27 protein-coding genes are annotated in these 19807 nt (G+C 54.7%); 11 read left to right on the top strand and 16 right to left on the bottom strand.

The annotated features are described in order from the left end of the window. Positions 1-22: 22 nt before the first annotated feature. Both ACPLPM_RS15025 and eif1A read left to right on the top strand, forming a co-directional pair. A complete protein-coding gene (locus tag ACPLPM_RS15025; RefSeq protein ID WP_424357584.1) occupies positions 23-451 on the top strand; it encodes a HEAT repeat domain-containing protein in 429 nt (142 codons plus the stop codon). Between the two features lie 352 nt (positions 452-803). Then, positions 804-1133, top strand: a complete 330-nt coding sequence (gene eif1A / locus ACPLPM_RS15020) for a translation initiation factor eIF-1A (protein WP_424359995.1) — start codon at positions 804-806, stop codon at positions 1131-1133. Between the two features lie 168 nt (positions 1134-1301). Here the strand turns inward: eif1A and ACPLPM_RS15015 are convergent, their stop codons facing one another. Next, a complete protein-coding gene (locus ACPLPM_RS15015; RefSeq protein ID WP_424357583.1) occupies positions 1302-1475 on the bottom strand; it encodes a CxxC-x17-CxxC domain-containing protein in 174 nt (57 codons plus the stop codon). Between the two features lie 235 nt (positions 1476-1710). On the opposite strand from ACPLPM_RS15015, the gene ACPLPM_RS15010 reads away from it, so the two are divergent. Further along, a complete protein-coding gene (locus ACPLPM_RS15010; protein WP_424357582.1) occupies positions 1711-2349 on the top strand; it encodes a hypothetical protein in 639 nt (212 codons plus the stop codon). 27 nt (positions 2350-2376) lie between these two features. Here ACPLPM_RS15010 and ACPLPM_RS15005 read toward each other — a convergent pair whose 3' ends face one another. Continuing rightward, on the bottom strand, positions 2377-2688 hold the full coding sequence (locus ACPLPM_RS15005; RefSeq protein ID WP_424357581.1) for a hypothetical protein: 312 nt from the start codon (positions 2686-2688) through the stop codon (positions 2377-2379). 173 nt (positions 2689-2861) lie between these two features. Between ACPLPM_RS15005 and ACPLPM_RS15000 the strand changes: the two genes are divergently transcribed. The 4 genes from ACPLPM_RS15000 to ACPLPM_RS14985 all read left to right on the top strand — a co-directional run bounded on the left by ACPLPM_RS15000 (position 2862) and on the right by ACPLPM_RS14985 (position 4367). Next, on the top strand, positions 2862-3056 hold the full coding sequence (locus tag ACPLPM_RS15000; RefSeq protein WP_424357580.1) for a hypothetical protein: 195 nt from the start codon (positions 2862-2864) through the stop codon (positions 3054-3056). An 83-nt stretch (positions 3057-3139) separates the two neighbouring features. Then, the gene (locus ACPLPM_RS14995) at positions 3140-3325 is read left to right on the top strand and encodes a hypothetical protein (protein ID WP_424357579.1); all 186 of its coding nucleotides are present in this window, start codon (positions 3140-3142) and stop codon (positions 3323-3325) included. Between the two features lie 180 nt (positions 3326-3505). After that, positions 3506-3970: a hypothetical protein gene (locus tag ACPLPM_RS14990; protein WP_424357578.1), complete on the top strand. Its 465-nt coding sequence runs from the start codon at positions 3506-3508 to the stop codon at positions 3968-3970. A gap of 91 nt (positions 3971-4061) precedes the next feature. Further along, the gene (locus tag ACPLPM_RS14985) at positions 4062-4367 is read left to right on the top strand and encodes a YkgJ family cysteine cluster protein (protein ID WP_424357577.1); all 306 of its coding nucleotides are present in this window, start codon (positions 4062-4064) and stop codon (positions 4365-4367) included. A 31-nt stretch (positions 4368-4398) separates the two neighbouring features. On the opposite strand, the gene ACPLPM_RS14980 is transcribed toward ACPLPM_RS14985, so the two are convergent. After that, positions 4399-5634, bottom strand: coding sequence for a Glu/Leu/Phe/Val family dehydrogenase (locus ACPLPM_RS14980; RefSeq protein ID WP_424357576.1), 1236 nt, complete (start codon positions 5632-5634; stop codon positions 4399-4401). A 191-nt stretch (positions 5635-5825) separates the two neighbouring features. On the opposite strand from ACPLPM_RS14980, the gene ACPLPM_RS14975 reads away from it, so the two are divergent. Both ACPLPM_RS14975 and thrC read left to right on the top strand, forming a co-directional pair. After that, the gene (locus ACPLPM_RS14975) at positions 5826-6665 is read left to right on the top strand and encodes a CheR family methyltransferase (protein ID WP_424357575.1); all 840 of its coding nucleotides are present in this window, start codon (positions 5826-5828) and stop codon (positions 6663-6665) included. A gap of 269 nt (positions 6666-6934) precedes the next feature. After that, complete coding sequence (gene thrC / locus ACPLPM_RS14970) at positions 6935-8131, top strand: threonine synthase (protein WP_424357574.1); 1197 nt, start codon at positions 6935-6937, stop codon at positions 8129-8131. A 22-nt stretch (positions 8132-8153) separates the two neighbouring features. Here thrC and ACPLPM_RS14965 read toward each other — a convergent pair whose 3' ends face one another. The 13 genes from ACPLPM_RS14965 to ACPLPM_RS14905 form a co-directional block, all read right to left on the bottom strand. Then, positions 8154-8861, bottom strand: coding sequence for a hypothetical protein (locus tag ACPLPM_RS14965; protein WP_424357573.1), 708 nt, complete (start codon positions 8859-8861; stop codon positions 8154-8156). A 107-nt stretch (positions 8862-8968) separates the two neighbouring features. Next, positions 8969-9505, bottom strand: a complete 537-nt coding sequence (locus tag ACPLPM_RS14960; protein WP_424357572.1) for a hypothetical protein — start codon at positions 9503-9505, stop codon at positions 8969-8971. A gap of 132 nt (positions 9506-9637) precedes the next feature. Next, positions 9638-10300 (bottom strand): energy-coupling factor ABC transporter permease, encoded by a 663-nt coding sequence (locus ACPLPM_RS14955; protein WP_424357571.1) that lies wholly within the window; start codon positions 10298-10300, stop codon positions 9638-9640. Then, positions 10300-11247, bottom strand: a complete 948-nt coding sequence (locus ACPLPM_RS14950) for an energy-coupling factor ABC transporter ATP-binding protein (RefSeq protein ID WP_424357570.1) — start codon at positions 11245-11247, stop codon at positions 10300-10302. The genes ACPLPM_RS14955 and ACPLPM_RS14950 overlap by 1 nt, the downstream gene beginning before the upstream one ends. Further along, positions 11248-11415, bottom strand: coding sequence for a hypothetical protein (locus tag ACPLPM_RS14945; RefSeq protein WP_424359994.1), 168 nt, complete (start codon positions 11413-11415; stop codon positions 11248-11250). A gap of 31 nt (positions 11416-11446) precedes the next feature. Continuing rightward, positions 11447-12049 carry an energy-coupling factor transporter transmembrane component T family protein gene (locus ACPLPM_RS14940; protein ID WP_424357569.1) on the bottom strand — a complete coding sequence of 201 codons (603 nt, stop codon included), beginning with the start codon at positions 12047-12049 and terminating at the stop codon, positions 11447-11449. 9 nt (positions 12050-12058) lie between these two features. Beyond that, the gene (locus ACPLPM_RS14935) at positions 12059-12496 is read right to left on the bottom strand and encodes a metal-dependent transcriptional regulator (protein WP_424357568.1); all 438 of its coding nucleotides are present in this window, start codon (positions 12494-12496) and stop codon (positions 12059-12061) included. A gap of 99 nt (positions 12497-12595) precedes the next feature. Next, positions 12596-13090, bottom strand: a complete 495-nt coding sequence (locus ACPLPM_RS14930) for a chemotaxis protein CheD (protein ID WP_424357567.1) — start codon at positions 13088-13090, stop codon at positions 12596-12598. Then, positions 13083-13712, bottom strand: coding sequence for a chemotaxis protein CheC (locus ACPLPM_RS14925; RefSeq protein WP_424357566.1), 630 nt, complete (start codon positions 13710-13712; stop codon positions 13083-13085). Before ACPLPM_RS14925 ends, ACPLPM_RS14930 begins: the two co-directional genes overlap by 8 nt. Beyond that, complete coding sequence (locus tag ACPLPM_RS14920; RefSeq protein WP_424357565.1) at positions 13709-15676, bottom strand: chemotaxis protein CheW; 1968 nt, start codon at positions 15674-15676, stop codon at positions 13709-13711. The genes ACPLPM_RS14925 and ACPLPM_RS14920 overlap by 4 nt, the downstream gene beginning before the upstream one ends. Positions 15677-15679: 3 nt before the next feature. Then, a complete protein-coding gene (locus ACPLPM_RS14915) occupies positions 15680-16714 on the bottom strand; it encodes a protein-glutamate methylesterase/protein-glutamine glutaminase (RefSeq protein WP_424359993.1) in 1035 nt (344 codons plus the stop codon). Positions 16715-16736: 22 nt separating this feature from the next. Beyond that, complete coding sequence (locus ACPLPM_RS14910; protein WP_424357564.1) at positions 16737-17099, bottom strand: response regulator; 363 nt, start codon at positions 17097-17099, stop codon at positions 16737-16739. 11 nt (positions 17100-17110) lie between these two features. After that, complete coding sequence (locus ACPLPM_RS14905; protein ID WP_424357563.1) at positions 17111-18004, bottom strand: CheF family chemotaxis protein; 894 nt, start codon at positions 18002-18004, stop codon at positions 17111-17113. A gap of 401 nt (positions 18005-18405) precedes the next feature. On the opposite strand from ACPLPM_RS14905, the gene ACPLPM_RS14900 reads away from it, so the two are divergent. Both ACPLPM_RS14900 and ACPLPM_RS14895 read left to right on the top strand, forming a co-directional pair. Then, the gene (locus ACPLPM_RS14900) at positions 18406-18744 is read left to right on the top strand and encodes an ArsR/SmtB family transcription factor (protein WP_424357562.1); all 339 of its coding nucleotides are present in this window, start codon (positions 18406-18408) and stop codon (positions 18742-18744) included. A 3-nt stretch (positions 18745-18747) separates the two neighbouring features. Next, complete coding sequence (locus tag ACPLPM_RS14895) at positions 18748-19530, top strand: EFR1 family ferrodoxin (protein ID WP_424357561.1); 783 nt, start codon at positions 18748-18750, stop codon at positions 19528-19530. Positions 19531-19807: the final 277 nt, after the last annotated feature.

Raw genomic sequence — 19807 nt, 5'->3', positions numbered from 1 at the left:
TACGTGCACCGACATTGATGTTTTGATTGGCTTACTGACCGATGCCTCTCCCCGGGTTCGCATGGCAGCCGCCGAAGCTCTCGGCCGGACTCGTGATCACAGGGCGATAGGGCCTCTGCTGGCTTTGCAGACCGACGACTCCCGGGTGGCTGCAGCAGCCCTCGACGCGATCGGGATGATCGGGGGAGACCGGTCGATCTCGGCGCTCATCCGCGTGGTCAACGAAAGCCGGGATCTGACGATCAGCGAGCATGCAATTATTGCGCTCGGGAAGATCGGGGATGAGCGTGCCCTCGATCCGCTGATCGTCCGACTACACGATCGTAGCGACTTCTTCTACGCTCGAAAACTGGCTGCAAGAGCTCTATATGCGATCTATAGCAGAGGTTCTCTCAGCGAACGCGGTGTCGAGAAAGTGATGAACCACTGGCACGCGTGGTACCTGTTCTGACAGGCCGGTTTCCTGATCTGATTATGCTAATCGGGTTGTATCTACGTACCGGTCATCTGTGTATTGAGCAACCACGGTCGGTACGACCCCATGTTTTTGACCGCTGTCTGACTATCCCGGGAAACAGCTTAATCATACGGAATATTTTATAAAACTATAAGGCCGTACTTATTTGTTGAGGCAGTACAGCATATTTCAATATGATAACTGGTACGGGACTCTTAAAAGCCGCTGGTATGGGCGAGATGATAAAGTGCGGCTTTGACTGTCCACATCAAATCGATCTGGCAGCGCTATTGGTATAGGTCTGCCTTAAGCCACTCGGTGATCAGAATATCGTTGAGGTGATCTACTGAACAGACAGCAAAACCAGAGAACCGGCAGTTCCACGGTGGACGGGGAGACCGTCCGTGTAAGGACTCCTGATCGCCGGGAAGGCGAACTGTTAGGCACCGTGGTAGACCTGCTCGGCGGCAGCCGGGTGATGGTCAGGTGTATGGATAGCGTGACAAGAATGTGCCGGATCAGGGGAAAAATGAAGAAGCGCACCTGGATCCGGGAAGGGGACATAGTCATCGTAGTCCCCTGGGACTTTCAGGACGAGAAGGGTGACATCATCTGGAGGTACACCGGCCCCCAGGCGGACTGGCTCAACCGGAAAGGCTTCCTGAAGACTGCCTGAGCTCCAGGCGAGCCTTCAGCGATGCGAAGGCTCAGCGATAATCCTAATAACAATAACACATATCTGGCAAGTGGTCAGATAAGGGTGATGCTGGGAAGAAAAACGGATACGAAGAGTTACCCCTTCGTATTTATTTAATATTTAACTAACTTGGACTAAGCTGGAGCTTTAGAACCTGGGCTTCCTGTGCTTGGGCAGGCAGTCCTGGCAGTATACAGGGCGGCCCTCCGTGGGCTTAAAAGGTACTTCAGTTTCTTTTCCGCAGTCAGAACAAGTCGTCTTATGCATTTCTCTCGGGCCACCGAAGCTTCTCCGGGGTCCCCTAAATCCACTGTCTCTCATCTTGATTACTCGTGCAGATTAACTGCATTACTACTATAATGTTCATTAGTATAAATAACTGCGCCTGTTCAATAAATAATATCTAAATGATCTACCGCATCCTGCGCGAAGACCTTCTGTCGACCCTGTAATCCCCTTATTACGGCGGATTCAGATACCATTTATAATACCCGCGGACAAAGTATCGCAAGACTTATTATCAATTATATGAAAAAATATAGCCACTCAACCATTCATGAGGCTAAACATGCTCCTGTTGTTTAATCATGCGGGGTCTCCCCGCCCTGCTATCAAAATCGCCGTGTTTATAGTCGTCTGCTTTATGTGCGTGTCAATATCGGTCTCTTCGGCAGCGGCTCAAACGATCTCAAATACTACAGGTGAGACATGTCACATCAGGGGTAAGGTACTAGATAGCTACGGTACTTGCGTACCGGGTGCCGAAGTCAGGCTGATGATGCCGGATGGCAGGTGGTACGAGACACCTGATAATCCTGTGCTCTCGGGTTCAAGAGACTCGGCCATGGCAGGAGCTTTTGAATTTACTGCTATGTCTGATAAGTACTACGTTCTCAACGCGCTAAAAGACCACCACAATGGTTCCATAATGCTCTGCCCCCTGGAAGGTGACAACTACGTGGAAATCACCATTCCAGGATATACCTACGTGCGGCCGGTTCAGAATATACCTTCTTCCGGGGCATCACTATCTGATCCTGTTGTTGAGCCTCAGGGACCCCAGAAGACAGTGGCTGAGCCAGCCGGGGCCGCAATGGAAAGGGCTACCCTCGACTTAATGCGATTAGGGCTTGCCGGCATCGTGGTCCTTGCAGGCTTGCTGCTATCCATAGCAGTATTAAGATGGCGGCGATAAAAGATTTTTAAGCTGGGTATATTACACTTATTTATTTCTTCCCCGGTACCTGTACCAGTATACCCATAAAAGTACGATAACCAGAAAAAGCATTAGCCCAAACACAGCGCCGAAAAGGAGCTTCGAAGCCGGGTCCATGCTGCTTATGTCGAAACCTAAGCCTAAGGGCGCCTGGAAAAGGGGGTCAAGAGTAGACGCGTCGACACCATCGACCGCCGACCCTATGTCCATAATTTGGAAGCCCATGCTGCTGATCAGCACATATGCAGTGGTGGCTACAATGATGAGAATTATGGCTACGGTTGCAACGGAGTCAGTAATGTCCCTCGGCCTGTACATACTTACTGCTTATTCTGGTATGATCAAATATATACTTATCATAATGAGTGTGTAGTCTTCTTTTCTATGAAAGCTTCAATCTTTAGAAATTTTGGGCTGATTCGGTTATGAAACGTTCATAAAATTTATCATGAATAAACATTATATATGTGGGCGGACAATAACATTTACTGGTGACTAACATTAGAGTCGACTTCAAGTCTCTGCTTGCAACCATGTTTTTGGCGCTGTCAGCTTACGTCCTTTTCCGGGCGGGCCAGGGGTCGCTGATCGAAGGCATTATCGAAGTCATGTTTATCACTCTGATCACAATCTGCCTTTACTTTTCTTACCGGCTTATTCTCGTAGTTAACAACACGACTGAATGATTGCAGACTGGAATTATTTGTAATTAAAAAACCATAATAAAAGGATTAAATACCAAAAAAACCTAATTTATTATGATAAACGCATGCCAGTCAATAATTATTCCCTGATGGCCTCGGTATCACTGATCCTGTGGTTTTACGTTTTTGTCAGGGTGCAGGATGTGCCGTTAAACAGCGCGGTCTCCGAGGCAACGTTTATCGCAGTAGTATGTGCCATTCTCTATCTTTCATCGTGGCTCATACGCAGGATCAATGCTGTGCTGGCCTAAAAGCCGTCTGGCATAACTACTTTATATTTCGGCCGGATGTTTTTAACTTCCGCCCTCGCGGGATTACAAGAATGACTATGATTCCCTTAAAGCGACATATGCCGAATAATTGATTTATTCCCGCCATTAATAGGCCGTCGGATTTTATTTCTGATGCTCCCATTGTTCTCGGTGATCATTGTGAGCGGTGCTGACGTACCATTCGGAGGCGGAGGGTTCGGAGGGGTTGGCGGGGCAGGAAGAGCAGGCGCCGGAGGCGGCAGTGCGATGGCTCCCGTAGAACTCATCGATATCATTTTCGCCCTTTCAAACATCAGCCTGGTACGAGAAATCGTGCAGGAAAACATGAATCAGCTGGAGGATCTCAGAAAGGTGGGAAAAGGCCAGAACGAGGGGCTCCACGCCATGATCATGGATAAGCAGAAACAGGTGTACGCCGATCTGACCGATATCGAGCAGACCTTTAAAATCATCGTCGACCAGAGTGCTCTATCCGTCCAGCAGCATCAGGTTCGCAGGAACTTCAACCTGAACGAAAAGCAGTCTAAAGCCCTGGTCTATGCCATCAGCTTTTCCGTCAGCCACCTACTAAAGTTCATACCCGGATCCGGGGGCGGTTCCCAGGTCCCAGGAGTGATCATCTGATCGACGGATGTCGAGGCACCCTGCCCTTTCCCCGAGAATGCCCGGTAGCCAAACCGATATGTTTTTAGGACCGGCGTCGTAAGTGTATGTCATGCCCGGATGTACCCAGTGCGGCTCCTGCTGCCTCAAACACGGCATGAAACTGGAAGCCACGCCTCTAGACATAGCCCGGTGGATCTTCGACGGCAGGCAGGATATCCTGAGCCGGGTAGGCATCGACCACGATGAAAAAGGCGAAGTCTCCGGCGGCCGGCTCTGGGTCAACGAAGATGGCAGCCCTGCCTCAGCATGTCCCTTCGTATTCGAGAAGGAAGGCAAGTACTACTGCGGCATCCACGAGATCAAGCCAGAGGTCTGCGGCGCGCACATCTGCATCAACTACTACGATGATCCATGAGAATGCGCCCATTTTTACTATTGACCGCACCTCAGATTGATCTGGCCTTCATGGCTGCAACGATGTTCTTAACACCGAGGATGTAGGCTGCGTTGTATAGATCTTTACCATATTCTCTCGAAGTCTCGGAGACGTTTTTGTAGGCGAACCTCATGAGGTCTTTGAGGCGCTGGGTAACTTCCGAGCCTCGCCAGGCGAAGCCTTGCCTGCACTGGGCCCACTCGAGGTAGCTGACGACAACTCCGCCGCCGTTGGCCAGGATGTCGGGTATCACGAGGATGTCCCGGATGCCGAGTAGCTCACTGCCCTGCCTGTTAATGGGGCCGTTGGCGAGGCAGAGGAGGATTTTGGCGTTGATCTTATCCGCGTTGCGTTCGCTGATCTGGTTTTCCCTGGCGGCTGGCACCAGCACGTCAACGTCCAGCTCCAGCAGGTCCTGGTTCGTGATGTCCTTGCCACCGTTAAACCCTACGACCGTGCCTGTCTTTTCCTTGTGGCGGGCGAGGGCTGAAATATTCAGTCCGTTCTCGTTATATGTGCCGCCCTTGGAATCGCTGACCGCGACGATCGGCTTATTTCTCTCCGCCAGGATCTTCGCCAGGTTGCCGCCTACGTTGCCGAAGCCCTGGATGGCGTAGCTCCTGAAATGGTTCTTCGCCCGGCGCTCGATCTCTTCCATGAGAAAGACCCCGCCCCATGCCACTGCAGAAACCCTGCCTCTGCTGCCGCCGAGCACCAGCGGTTTGCCGGTGACAATCTGGGGCACGTGGCGGCCGGTCATGCGCTCGTACTCGTCCATCATCCACCCCATCGCCTCAGGTGAAACGTTCATGTCCGGCGCAGGAATATCCGTGTCGGGGCCGATCACAGGAAAGATGGCCCGGATGTACCCTCTGCAAACCTGCTCCAGCTCGGCGCAGGACAGCTTCTCCTTATCGGCCACGATACCCCCTTTGGCGCCACCGTACGGCAGCCCCAGCACCGCTGATTTAAGAGACATCAACATGGACAGCGCGGCCACTTCTGCCTCAGAGATATTCACCGCTATGCGGATGCCGCCCTTATACGGGCCCCGGGCATCGCAATGCTGGAACCTGTAACCCTTGATCATGACGGTCGTACCATCGTCCATTTTCACCGGGTATTCCACAGCGAGCCTCCTCGTTATGCTGGTCAGCAACAGCCTGTGCCGATCGCAGATACCGGCCATGTTGCATGCGCCCGAGATCATCTGGGCAGTGCCCGACAGGAACTCGCCGTCTATCATAGTTATGTCCTCGGGTTCCCGGGCTTTAGGTTTTTCCCGCCAGCACAGCGCAGCGTTCGTCTTGTTATTTCACCTGTCCTGAGCAATCTGATGATGATACCCATACTGTAATTTCATTTTTGAAAAAATCGGCATGCGTCGACCCAATGTTAAAAATAGATTTATATACCTTGCCCGACCAATCCTTTTTCATGCAAGAGATCTCCGATCCCGACCTGCGGCTGTTGATCAGGAGGATCAAAGACCGGACCGGTATTGATCTGGGCCAGTACAAGGACAGCTACATTTATCGGCGGCTATCCAGTCGCATGAAGGTTTTCGGGGCGGCAACTTACCGGGACTACATGGGCATTCTGGAAAAGGATGCCGGGGAATACGAAAAAGTCGTGGACGCCTTCACGATCAATGTCTCCGAGTTCTTCCGGGACAAGGAAGTCTTCAAGGTGATCACCGGTAAGGTAATGCCTGACCTCATCGCCGAGAAAAAGCGCACGGGCAGGCGCAACATCCGCATCTGGAGTGCGGGATGCGCATGCGGAGAAGAGGTTTATTCCCTGTCCATGATCTTGAACGACCTGCTGGGCAACGACTACAATTCCTTTTCCATCCGGCTGTACGCCACCGACATCGACGAGGCCTGCATGGCCAAAGCCAGAGAAGGCTACTATGATCCGATTTCCCTGAAGAACGTCGATAAGGCCTTGATGGCAAAATACACCATGAAGACGCCCGATGGCAGGATCAAAGTCACCGACGACGTCAAGCGGAACGTGACCTTCAAGAGCTACGACCTCATCAAGGGCGGCAAGTTCGGTTCGTACTTCGACCTGGTCCTGTGCCGCAACGTGATGATCTATTTCTCGGACGACCAGAAAGCCAAGCTGCTCATGGAATTCTACAACACTCTCTCCCCCGGCGGCTACCTCGTCATAGGCCGGACCGAGACGCTCGTGGGCGACTCCCGCAACATGCTCCAGGCGATCAACAGCATGGAAAGGGTGTACCGCAGGCCGGAGAGCGGTACTTCGTAGGATAAGCCGGCCGGAGTGGACAAAATTTTTCTATTCAGGTGTACGCTGCGCTGCGCCTCAACACGAAGGGCACAATGGACACGGAGGACACGAAGGTTAAGCAAGGGCACGAAGGGATACGCCCTATGACACGACTCCTTTGTGTCCTTACCAAACCTTCGTGACCTCAGTGTCCTTCGTGTCCTCCGTGTTTAAGCACAGCGCAGCGTACGCTTTATTGTATAAAATATTCGGGTACATATCTAACCCTGGAGCCCTATCTACCTTCTATGCAGGTCAAGTATCTCCAGTGCGCTAAGTGCGGCCGAACTTATCCCCGGGAGGAGATACGCTACCGCTGCGAGTGCGGGGACAGCATCGAGCTGGTCTACGACTATTCAAAGATCAAGGGCCGGATATCGTGGGAGATGCTGCGGTCGAGGCCGTTCGACCACTGGAGGTACCGGGAGTTCTATCCAGACCTTGATACGGGGAGCATCATTTCCATGGGCGAGGGCGGAACGCCCCTGATCCGGTCGAGGAATTTAGCTTCAGAGCTGAATATGGGCGAGCTGTTCTTCAAACTGGAAAGCATGAACCCGACCGGCTCCTTCAAAGACCGGGGCTCGACTGTCGAAATTTCTGAGGCCTACCACTACCTCTGTCACCACGGGGAGTGCGAGAACGAGATCGTCTGCGCCTCGACGGGCAACATGGGTGCCAGTGTCGCTGCATATTGTGCAAGAGGGGGCATCAAGTGCACGATCTACGTGCCGAAGGATACGGCGAAGATCAAGCTGCTCCAGATGATGGCGCACGGGGCGGAGATCGTCAGGGTGGACGGCGACTATACTGTGGCCATGCTGACCGCCAAGCGGGAGTACGAAGAGCGCGGACGGTATCTCGCCGGTGACTACCCTTACAGGGGTGAGGGCGAAAAATCCGTCGGCCTGGAGATCATAGACCAGCTGGATGGCGTGCCCGACTACCTCGTCTGCCCGATCGGCAACGGTACCCTGGTCCACGGCATCTGGAAGGGGCTGAAAGAGCTGAAGATCACCGGGCTGATCAGCAGGCTGCCGAAGGTCATCGGGGTACAGGCCGAGGGTTGTAATACTGTGGCCAGATCGTTCGAGGAAGGGCGGGATGACATTACGCCGGTCGTACCTCATACGCTCATGGATGCGGTCGCGTGTGGCGATCCGCTGGACGGCACCTGGGCACTGCGAGCTGTCAGGGAGTCGGAGGGCTGGGCCGCCGCAGTTTCCGATATCGACGGTGCGAAAGCCCGGGATTTACTCGGTAAAAAAGAGGGTATTTTTGCAGAGCTTTCGGGCGCCCTGAGCATGGCGGGCCTGATCAAGGCGTACCAGGCTGAGATTATCGAAAAAGATGCCAGGACCGTGGTTATTGTCACCGGCCACGGCCTGAAAGAGCCCGAAACCTTCGAGGACGAGATGAGAAAAATATCCCAAATAATTCTGTGATCCGTCTATGACGGACTGCCGTCTATGACGGCAGCACCGTAACCTCCTGCAGTTTCTCTCCTTCCTTGAGCACCGTGATCGTCAGGGGCTTCCCCTGCGGTATGCTTTTAGCCGACGTATCGATGATGGTGGCGATGATCTCCTCTTTCTCGAGCAGCGTATCGTTGTCCGCGTTGCACCAGTCCATGGGCTTCGGGGTCCAGACATTCCTGAACACGTTGCCCTCGCATACCATGTCTATCGTCACTTTGCCGATGTCGACGGGAGCTGAGCTTTTCAGGAGCTGCAGGGTGATCAGGCACTTTCCGTCCGACGCGGTAAGGGTCGCGTGCATGTTAAACGGGCCGTCGTTACTCATCACGGGCCCGGGGGTCGGGGTAGTCACCTGGGTCGGCTCAGGGGTAGCCGTGGGCTCAGGCGTAGCTTCGGGCGTCGGCTCGGGGATGGCTGTCGACACGGGGGTTGGGCTGCCCGCCGCGTTGCCTTTCAAGGCATTAAACCCTGCGGTAGCAGCGATTACCACGATAAGTGTCAGTAAGATGATGCCGAGGGCTGCTATGATGATCTTTCTCACATCGGTCGGCGCTTTTTTCTTCCTGCCCTCCAGGGGGCTTCTCGTTTCCGCTCTGCGGGGCTTCCTGTCCGCCAGCGATCGAATATCGGCAAGCAGTGGCTTTTTCTTCTCTGCGGGCAGCGCTTTCCTTTCCTTCCGTGGCTTTACCTTTTCCATCTAGTCACGACCATATCCCGTCTAAAGCAAAACAGATCTTCAGATAATTGATCAATGGTCGATCATCTTTTTTAAGCCTTGTGTCACAAAAGGTCAACCTGCAGAGGTCACGATGGCAGCACTATCAGTTCCTGTAGCCTCAATCCTTCCTTGAACAGCGTGATTGTCACGGGCAGTCCCTGCGGGACATCGAGCGCAGCTGTATCGATGATGGTGGCGATGATCTCGTCGGTTTCGATCACGGTGTCGTTATCCGCGTTGCACCAGTCCATGGGCTTCGGCTCCCAGACGTTCCTGAATTCCCGGCCCCCTGCTTCCATGTTGATCATGAGCTTATCCACCTCTACCGCCGGCGAGTCTTTCAGCAGCCGGAGGGTGATCAGGCATTCCTCGTCTGTCTGGTTCAGAGATGCGTGCATGTTGAAGGGGCCGTCTTTGTTTGTCGCCGGACCCAGGGTGGGAGTTGCCTCATCTGTAGGCTCGGGCGTTACTTCAGGTGTCGGCTCGGGGGTGGCCGTTATTGCTGGCACGGCATCGACTGTCGGGCTGTTATCTGCTCCTTTTAAGGCATTTGTCGCTATTACAACAAAAGCTACCACTACGATTACGCCAATGGCGATGATTAAAATTTTCCTGGCTTCCATCGGGGCACGACCGAAAAGCCGGACGCCTGCTATGGGCTAAACACCCGGCTACCGATCTGTTCTCCCGTACCTTTTTATGCCTTATCTGGAAAAAAGTTAAAAATATAGGGCTTTTACCACTAGATCGCTGGATTACTGGGGCTTTTGTATGCTCTCCTGCTTTCTGGCGCCCAGCATGTCTGGCCTGACCTTCTGAATGTATGCAACGATGTACGCGGTGACAAACGCCTCTATTATCGCCATGACAAGGTTGGCGGCCGCGACGAGCGAGAGCTCGGCCAGTACTACGTCTTTACCCTGGATACCTGAGACCAGGATGATCCCGATCATGGCTGCGTTGCCGAGGAACAGCCCCACGAAAGTGGCGATGCCCGCCGAGTATAACGCCTTCATCTTCATGCTGCGCGACAGCCATGTATAGATGAAAAAGGCGCCCACGATCTCGGCCATGTTGACGATGGCGTTGGCTCCTATGATGCCCCAGCCCCCATGTCCTATGGCTGCCGAGAACACGTTGACGATGAGGACGATGACGCCGCCGACGGCGGGGCCTGCCAGAATGCCGATCAGCGGGGTCAGGCTCAGGTGGACTCCGCCGAAGACCGGTATCTCGATCTGGAAGACGGCAAAGGCCGCAGCGGTACACAGGGCCGCCAGCGTCATCAGCCGGCTGTCCATCTTTCTCACGTTGCGCAGCCAGAACACGCAGATGCCTATAATGACCAGCGCTACGATCGTCCATATGAGGACCCACTGCAGGTAGAATGAGCCGTCCTCTAAGTGTATGTGTGCCATTAGATCCCTCCGGTAATAGTATCCTGAGACTTATTTTGGGTATCCCCCAAATTTGCTTTCAGCTTCTCTTTCATAATTTCCTCTACGCACAGGGCCAGCTCCTCCGGTGTAATCGGCCTGTTGCACGGCGAAGTACCCGTGACCCTGCATATCGCCTCGTAAGTCTCGGCCACCCGGGGCTTCTTCAGGCCCGATTCCACCAGTGTGGGCTCGTCGTAGAACACGTCCGCCGGCGTTCCATCTGCGATGATGGAGCCGCCTTTGACGACGCAGATGCGATCGCACAGCCTGGCGGCCATGTCCATATCATGCGTCGCTATAACCACGCTAATGTCGTGCTTGCTCCTCAAGTCCCGGATGATCTGCTCGACGATCTCGGCATGCTGCGGATCGAGGTCTGAGGTCGGCTCGTCCATGGCGATCACTTTCGGCTTCATAGCCAGGACGCCTGCAATGCAGACCAGGCGCTTTTGCCCTCCCGAGAGGTAGTTAGGCATCTTCTGGGCCAGGTGCATGGCTCCTACCATGTTTAGGGCTTCTTCGGCGGCCTTCCTTGCGGCATCGATACTCAGGCCCATGTTGACCGGCCCGAACATGACATCGTCCAGCACTGTAGGCGCGAACAGCTGGTCATCCGATCGCTGGAAGACGATGCCAACGTTTTTCCAGATGTCCTTGCGCCTGCCCTTCATCTCCGCCCCGAGCACTGCAATCCTGCCTTCCGAAGGCTCGAGCAGCCCGTTCAGGTGCTCGATCAGCGTCGACTTGCCGGAGCCGTTAGCCCCGCAGAGGCCGACGATCTCCCCGGGGTGGACGTGGAAGCACATCTGGTGGATGCCCACGCTGCCGTCGGGATAAGTGTGGCTCACGCAGTCTACGTGGATCAGCTCCTGGCCTGCCTTCGGGCAGGCTACATGTTGTTCATTGGTGAATCTGTAAAGTGTCATCTACAAGCCCCTCCAGGCGAGGTAGGCGGTTACCGCCACGGAAATCAGCACGAACCCATAGTCAGCGAGCTTCATTGGCGGTAGTTTTGTCACTGCGATATACTTACCACTGTAGCCGCGGCTTTCCATGGCCTTGTTAATCCGGTCAGCCCGGTCGTACGAGCGGATGAATACCAGGGCAAAAACCTCTGCGAATAGCTTACCCTGCTCTTGCCATGCCCGAGATCAGGCCGCTGCCTCTCGATCGGAGCGCCTTGATCATGGCGTCGACCATCTTCAGCGTGATGAAGAGGAAGCGGTAGGACATCAGGAAGATCTGGTCGACGGGGGCCGGAAAGGCCCGGTAGATCATCGTCGAGAAGTAGTTGTACTTCGTGGTCATCAGGAAGAATAGCGAGAAGGTCACGGAGATCAGCGCTTTAATCGCAAGCCGGGCGACCAGCAGCAGGCCGTTATCCGTCAGTGTCACGCCGTATCCTGCCACCCCGAAGGAGAGCAGGGTATTCCCCGGTACGTTCCACATCATGAGCAGGACCAGAGATAGCACGAAGATCAGCGGCAGCGTATACCAGGCGAACAGCTTCTTCAACGGCAGTCCCGCGGCAGCGTAGACCAGCAGTACGGCTACGTACAGCAACGTCAGCAGGGCCATGCTTTTGATCAGCGTGATAAAGAGCACGATGACTACAAGCATGATCGCTTTTGTCCACGGGCTTATCCTCGCGAAGAAGGTGCGGTTGTTCTCGCTGTAATAGGTAATCAGGTCGAGGTCCGGGATGTGCCCGGAAATGTTGCTGGGCATCGGTCTCACCTACCTGTCGTCGGTCGGGCAACAGCAGCACGTATCGTGCTTAATCCGCCCGCAGAGGCCCATCGTCGGGTGGCCCAGCGAAGCGCAGATGCGGTCGATCGTCTCTTTGCTCACGTAGCTCTCGAACCTGGCGGCCTCGGCGCACGCCTCTTCGTGGGTGAGCCCGTAGTGCGACAGCATCAGGCCCAGGATGCGGTGCCGCCGAACGAGGAAGTCCGCATACTCCCGGCCAGTATCGGAGAGCCTGACGCCGTGGTAGGGGACGTGCTCGATCAGCCCGGTGGTAGACAGCTCGCCGATCATCTTGGTGATCGTGGACGGGTCGACCTCGAATTCGCCTGCGATGTCCGTGGTCTTCACCACGCCGTCCCAGTTCAGCAGGTATTTGAGCAGCTCATTTTTCTTGGGGCTCAGCTCGTACCCGTCGATATCTTTCATGGTTTTAAAATAATCGGCTATGGATATAAAAGTTTGGGGTGATACCAAATTATAATGTCCAGCCTGTCGAAGGATGTACGTTGTAATAAAGAGTATAATCTAAAGCTCGAGCGTGACGCCATCCACGTAGCGGACGGAAATCTTGCCTGTCGTCAGGTCGAAGCGCATGGTGCGGCCTTTGGTGCCGAGGACTTCTTCGCCTGCGATCCTGATCTTTTCCTTCTTCAAGTATTCCCTGCAGGCTGCGACATTGCTCTCGCCTATGTTGAAAGCACCCGCTCCGTTGCCGTTGGGGCCTTTGAACATGCTGGCGCCGCCCACGAGCCTGGCGGTCATCCACATGGGCTCCGCTCCCAGCTTTTTCATGCGATCGAGCATGACCGGCAGTCCTACGTCTGCGTACTTTTCCATGTTCGTGCCCGGCCTGGAGCGCCTGCTGTCGGGCAGCATGATGTGGGCTAATCCACCAATCCGGCCCTTGGGGTAATAGAGGGCCACGCCTACGCATGACCCGAGCCCTATGATGGCCAGGGTGCCCAGGTTCTGGGCAACCGCTATGTCTCCCATGCCTACTTTGATCTCTTCTTCAGCCATTGACCTTGGCCCCGAGCAGCGTCAACATGTTCTCCAGTGTCTGCGGCTCCGGCAGCAAGAGCAGGTAGCCGTTTACGTTGTTGGTTTCGTTTGTCAGCGCCGTCTTGAAGAGGATGGCATTCTTAGTAGTCTTGCTTAAGTCGGTTACAATTTCGTCGATCAGGCTTCTGGCCATGTCGTACCTGTAGGTCGGGGTAGAAGGCAGCATGGTGATGCCCAGCAGCTCTGCCGACGCGTCGCCGAAAGACGATATCAGGACGTTCCCCACTTCCATCAGGGCCGATTTTTCCAGGTCAGTGATCTCCTTGGTGGTGCCTTTTTCCTGGCACATGAGCATGTCAGAGATCGAGTACGCGCTCTGCTCAGGGAAGAGCAGGTAGATGTGGCCGTCGCTGTTGGAGTCACCGTCGATCAGCTGGAAGTAAATTCCAACGACTCTCTCGTCCGGGTTTATCAGGGAGCTGATGGCCTCCAGCGGCGCGATCTCTATCTCCGGTACCCTCATGTCAATGTCCTGACCGACCATCATGGACAGCGATGTAGCTGCATGTGCGGAGCCGATGTTGCCCAGCTCCTTCAGGGAGTCCATCTGGAACTCGCTTAGTTGTGTCATGTCGTTCATTTTTTCACCTCCGTAATGGTCGCCACGTCGAGAATGGGGACGACTCTGCCGTTGCCCATGATCGTGACGCCTTCGAAGCCCTTGATGCTCTGCAGCAGCCCGCCGAGCGGCTTGACGAAGATTTCCTGCTGGCTCTCGATGGAGTCCACCAGCAGCGCTACTTTTTCTTCACCCTTCTCTACCACGACAGCCGTGTGCCGGGTGATCGAGGGGTCGACCTCCACGTCGAAGTACCTGTACAGCCTGTACAGCGGCAGGATCGAATCTCTTATTACGATGACTTCGTTGCCGCTGATGGTCTTGATGTCCGTGTTCTTCACGTACTCAGTTTCCACGACATTGGTGATCGATATGGCGTACTTTTCGCTGCCCACGTTGACCAGCAGAGCCTGTACAATGGCTATGGTCGGAGGCAGCTTGAGAATCGTCTTCGTGCCCTTGCCAGGCCGGGTCTCGATCTTGACGGTGCCGCCGAGGCTCTCAACCTTGGTCTTCACGATGTCCATGCCCACGCCCCGGCCCGAGACTTCGGTGATCTTGTCCGCGGTCGAGAGGCCCGGCTTGAAGATGAGCATGACCCCTTCTTCCTCGGTCATGGCATCCGCCTGCGCCTGGGTAATGAGGCCTTTATCTACTGCCTTCTTTTTCACCCGGTCTACGTCGATGCCTTTACCATCGTCGATGATCTCGATGATGACGTTGCTCCGCTCTCTCCGGGCGATGAGCTGAATGTGGCCGACAGCAGGCTTGCCCTGGGCAACCCTGACTTCCGGCTTTTCCACGCCGTGGTCGACGGCGTTGCGGATGAGGTGGTTCAGCGGGTCGCTGATCTCGTCCAGCACTGTCCGGTCCAGCTCTGTGTCCTGGCCTTCGATGGTGAACTCGATCTCTTTCCCTTCTTTCTTGCTGATGTCCCTGACGATGCGGGGGAACCGGTTGAACACGTGGTCCACCGGCAGCATGCGGATACGCATGACCTCGTTCTGCAGGTCTGTGATAGAGCGGTCGACCATGCCGAGGGTTTCGTTCAGCTCGTGAATACCCTGCTTGCCGCTGATCTCGAACAGCCGGCCTCTGCTGATCACCAGCTCGCCGACCAGGTTCATGATGATGTCCAGGCGATCGATGTCGATGCGGACGCTGTGGATGGCTTTGGTTCCATCCTTGGCCGTGGGCTTGACAGGCCCCCCGGCGGCGTCCTTCCTGATGATCTCCGTGACCTTCACGGCGCTGATCTCAGCGACGTTCCTCGCTTTCCTCTGGACGTCCTCCGCCGCCTTGTCCGACTGCAGTATTACTGTGAACTCCTGCCCGAACTTCTCGTCTTCGAGGTCCTTGATCTCCGGGACAGTGCTCGTGACTTTGCCGATCTCCGAGAGCTGCTGGATGACCAGGAAGGCCCGGATACCCTTGAACTCGCAGGACTTTTCCACGGTCACGACGACCTCGAACTCTTTCGAGCCCGCGGCAGCGCCTGCCGGGATGGCCATGGACTGTACCTCTGGCGTATCTCCGGCGGCGGGAGCGGCGTTTACCGGCTGCGCTTCGTGGGCCGGCTTTGTCACAGCGGGCTCGGAGTCGCAGCTGTTCACGTCCATGCTCTCGATCTCTTTTACGAGGGCCGACACGTCGAGGCTACCTGAGTCTCCGGTCTCGATGGCGTCGATCATCGCTTCCAGGGTGTCCAGCGACTTGAACAGCACGGTCACGACTTTAGAGTCGGCCATCAGCTGCCCGTTCCTGATCCTGTCAAAGAGGTTCTCCGTCCTGTGGCACAGCGTCTCCATTTCTTTGAAGCTCATGGACGCCGACATACCCTTGAGGGTATGGGCCGATCGGAAGATCTCCTGTATCACGTTAGCGTCGGTGGGGCACTTCTCAAGCGCCAGCAGCGAACTGTTCAGGTTCTGCAGGTGCTCCCTCGCCTCGCTTACGAACATATCTCTGTATGCAGACATATCCATTGTTCAGTACCCCCTTAGCATACCGACTATTTCATTCGCGATGTCGTCCAGGGGCACGACGCGGTCCACGCACCCCAGTTCTATGGCTGCCTTTGGCATGCCGAAGATCACGGAAGTCTTCTGGTCGCAAGCGATAGTGCGGCCTCCGATGTCTTTGATTTCCTTAAGGCCGAAGGCACCGTCGCTGCCCATGCCGGTCAGGATGACGCCCACGATGTTATCACCGTACACCTTTGCCGCCGACTTCATGGTGATGTCGACCGCCGGCCGCACCGCATGCACGGGCGGCTCCTGGTTTAGCGTGATTAGCTGGCTCAGGCCTTTTCTGATGAGCATGTGATAGTTACCCGGCGCAATCAAGGCCCTTCCTTCCAGGATCGTGTCTCCTTCTTCCGCTTCCTTGATGTCGATCTCGGAGATGCGGTTGAGTCTCTCGGCCAGCGATCTCGTGAACCCCGCCGGCATGTGCTGGACCACTAAGATGCCTGCCTTCAGGTCGCCGGGGAGTCGCGTAAGCACTCTCTCCAGCGCTCCCGGGCCTCCCGTAGAGGACCCGATCACGACCAGCTTCTTCGCCTTAACAGCGTTTGCCCTTTTGGGCTTTTGTTTCTCTGGCAGGTCCGCGGTCGGGCTGCTCTGCAGCTTGTCCCGGTCCACCCTGCACGCCGCCCGTATCTTCGCGAGCAGCGGTTCTCTGACCTTGTCGATATCCAGCGATATTGATCCGGAAGGCTTGGGTACGAAGTCGAACGCTCCGGCCGACAGCGCCGTCATAGTCTCCCTGGCGCCCTGCTGAGTCAGAGCTGAGAGCATGATCACTGGAGTCGGCTTTTCCTTCATGATCGTCCGGACTGCGGTGATGCCGTCCATCTTGGGCATCTCGATGTCCATGGTGACCACGTCCGGGGCCAGCTTCTTGATCATCTCGACGGCTTCAATGCCATTTTTTGCCGTTCCGATTACGGCGATCTCGCCCGGCACGTTGATGACGTCCGTCAGGATCGTCCGCATCAGGATCGAGTCGTCGACCACAAGCACCCTGATCAAGAGAAAACCTCACTTATGATCCGAGTACTTTCTGGACTTCCTCGAGCACCTTGGGCGCCTGGAAGGGCTTGACTATGTAGCCTTTCGCGCCGCTCATGATCGCTGCCCGGACCATGTTTTCCTGCCCGACGGCAGTGCACATGATCACCTTTGCATTGGGATCGAATTCCTTGATCTGCTTGAGCGCCTCGATCCCGTTCACGTTGGGCATCACGATGTCCATGGTCACGAGGTCCGGCTTCAGCTCCTTGTACTTGTCGACAGCGACCGCGCCGTTGTCGGCTTCTCCCGCGATCTCGTAGCCCTTCGGGAACAGGATGTTCTTCAGCAGGGTTCGCATGAACGCCGCGTCGTCGACAATCATAATCTTTGCCAAGTCTTAGCCTCCTATTTCTTCTCTGTGGTAAAATTGCTCATCATGTCGGTGACAAACTTGACCCCCCTGGGGGTCAGTTCCAGCTCTCTTCTTACCCGCACGACGTTCGCCATGCCGAGCTTCAGGAGCTTGTCGTAATATTGATCCATGGTCTTGTTGTCGATGCTCAGCATCGACTGGATAGTGTTCGAGTCCACGCCGCTGTAAATCAGCGTCGCCACCTGGCCTTCGATGTCGGTCAGCTTCTGGTCTTCTCCCAGGCTGTTGTACTTCTCCATCAGGTCAGTGAGGTACCTCTCGAGCAAATCCATGGTGTTATCCGGGCACAGCACGAGGCTACTGAGCGACTCGTTCTTCTCGAAGTAGTCGACAGATAGCACGTAGCGGTCCTTGCCGCCCATCTTCCTGGCCTCGCGCTTGATCTTGGTGATGCTGTCCAGCCCGACCCGGATCTGCTTGTCCTTGGACATGAACCAGATCGACTTCTGGGTGGCCAGCAGCAGCCCTTTATCCCAGGCCACGTTGGTCAGGACCACGCCTCCCCGGCTCGCGGGAGAGATAAAATAGATACTCGTCTTGAACGCGTCGGAGATGAACTGGATGAAAAACTTTCGCAGCGTCTCCAGAGCCTTAGGGGATGCGGAGATGGCATACGACTTGAAGTTTCCCTCGTCGTACCGTGTCATGACGAGCATACTCCTTTCTCCGGCTATCCTCATATCCACGTCTTCCAGGCCCTTCAGCGGAATCGCCTGCGTTGCAGTCGCTGTGCTGAGTCTGAAGTACAGGTTAGTGATGGTCAGCAGGCCATTTTTAACCCAGGCTCTCTCGTCGAACGGCCCTTCGGGCTTTGGGGGAAACATGAAGTCCACGTTCGTCTTAGCCAGCACTGTTTCATTTTCCATAACGGTCCCACCCTGAATTGGTCCTGCGGGGCCGGATTTTTATCTTCCCCGTCCAGACAACATCTGTCTATCAGTCTCTGTCTGGCACCCCCATACCGGCTCGCAGGGTTATTTTACGTACGGTTGAGTATACTGACCATTTAAACAGGCTATATTAAAAATATTTTGTCGAAATAATAGAATTATAGTGCGTGAATTACAAAAAGGTAATTTAGGAAGGTCGGATATTGGAATTGGGGCATAATGTAGGCTTCTCGTACTGGCCGGAACAGATGCAGCATGCAAACCAGGGGCCTTAACGAACAGCGGGGATTCAGTGTGAGCTTCTATGGTCATCCGGTCTAGCCACCCTCAACCGTAAACTACATAACAATATACGCATATAGCTATATTGTTATACTATGGACTGCGATTCTACGTGCGAGCTGTCGAAACAGATGGCGGAAGTCTTCAAAGCCCTCGGCGACGCTAACCGGATGTACCTGATCTACCTCCTGGCTTCGGACGGCAAGGAGCGGATATGTGTCACTGAGCTGGCGGAGCAGCTGGGGATCTCCCAGCCGGCCGTTTCCAGGCACCTGAGCACCTTGAAGTACGCCGGAATCGTGAAGTCTGAAAAGGACGGCAACCACATCTACTACACGTTCGACCGGGAGGCAATGGTCCGGTACAAGGCGAATATCGATCTCCTGTTTACGAGCGTGATGCGGAAGTGCGACCTGCTGGAAAAGGGGGTCTAAAGCATGGCTGGAACTATCTATTATTTTACCGGCACCGGGAACTCGCTCTACGTGGCGAGGGCTGTTGCTCAAAAGCTCGGCGACTGCAAGCTCGTCAATATGGCGAAGCCTGATAGTGAACAGGCAATTGAAGATAACAGCGATACTGTGGGGTTCGTATTCCCGGTCTTCTACGGGAACATGCCGGTCATCGTCCAGAACTACGTCAAAAAGCTGAAGCTCAGCCCTGAAGCTTACGTTTTCAGCATCGTCACCGTCGGTGGCGAAGCTGGGGCCTCTAATCATGAACTGGACAAGCTTCTCAGGGCAAACGGCAGCCACCTGTCGGCCGGCTTCAGCCTGATCATGCCAGACAACGCTTATATCTGGATCAACCTTGTCACCCCTGCGGAGAAGCGGGAACAGGTGCTTAAAGCGGCAGATGCCGAGCTCGCTAAGATCATCGAAGCGCTGCAGAAGAAGGAACAAGTTGTCTCAAAGGAGAACGCTTTAAAGTGGCGCGCCCTCGGCAGCCTGTCGAGCACTTTTGCAGAGAAAATCTACCGGCTCCCCCGGCGGTACCACACCACGGACAAGTGTAGCGGCTGTGGCACCTGCACGAAGTTGTGCCCGGTCAACAACGTGACCCTGGCTGATAAAAAGGTCACCTGGGGCTCGAACTGTACACACTGCCTGGCCTGCTTCCACTGGTGTCCTCGACAAGCGGTCGAGATCGGCGGGAAGTCTGCTGACATCGCAAGGTACCATCACCCGGCGATCAGTGTGAAGGATATTATAGAAAAATAGGAGTTGTATCCTAAGGGCAATAAATTTTAAATCTAATTTCCAGTTATGTTATACTATTCACTTGTAAGGTTCAAAATTATTTCAACAGCCTTGCTACTCGAATATTGCCTGATATACAGTATAAAACTGAAATATGTTTACATTTTCAGGAAAAGTTCTATTTATCCTAAATTGTGGTGTTGGTTTGTTGATAATATTTGAACCAATTGTCAACTACTTTGTAGATAAGCGCCCGTTAATCAACTCATAAAATGGGAAAAAGTTGACGTATAATAAG

Source organism: Methanocella sp. MCL-LM (assembly GCF_049676595.1).
Taxonomy (GTDB): Archaea; Halobacteriota; Methanocellia; order Methanocellales; family Methanocellaceae; genus Methanocella_A.
This window is presented reverse-complemented; position numbering and strand designations above follow the sequence as displayed.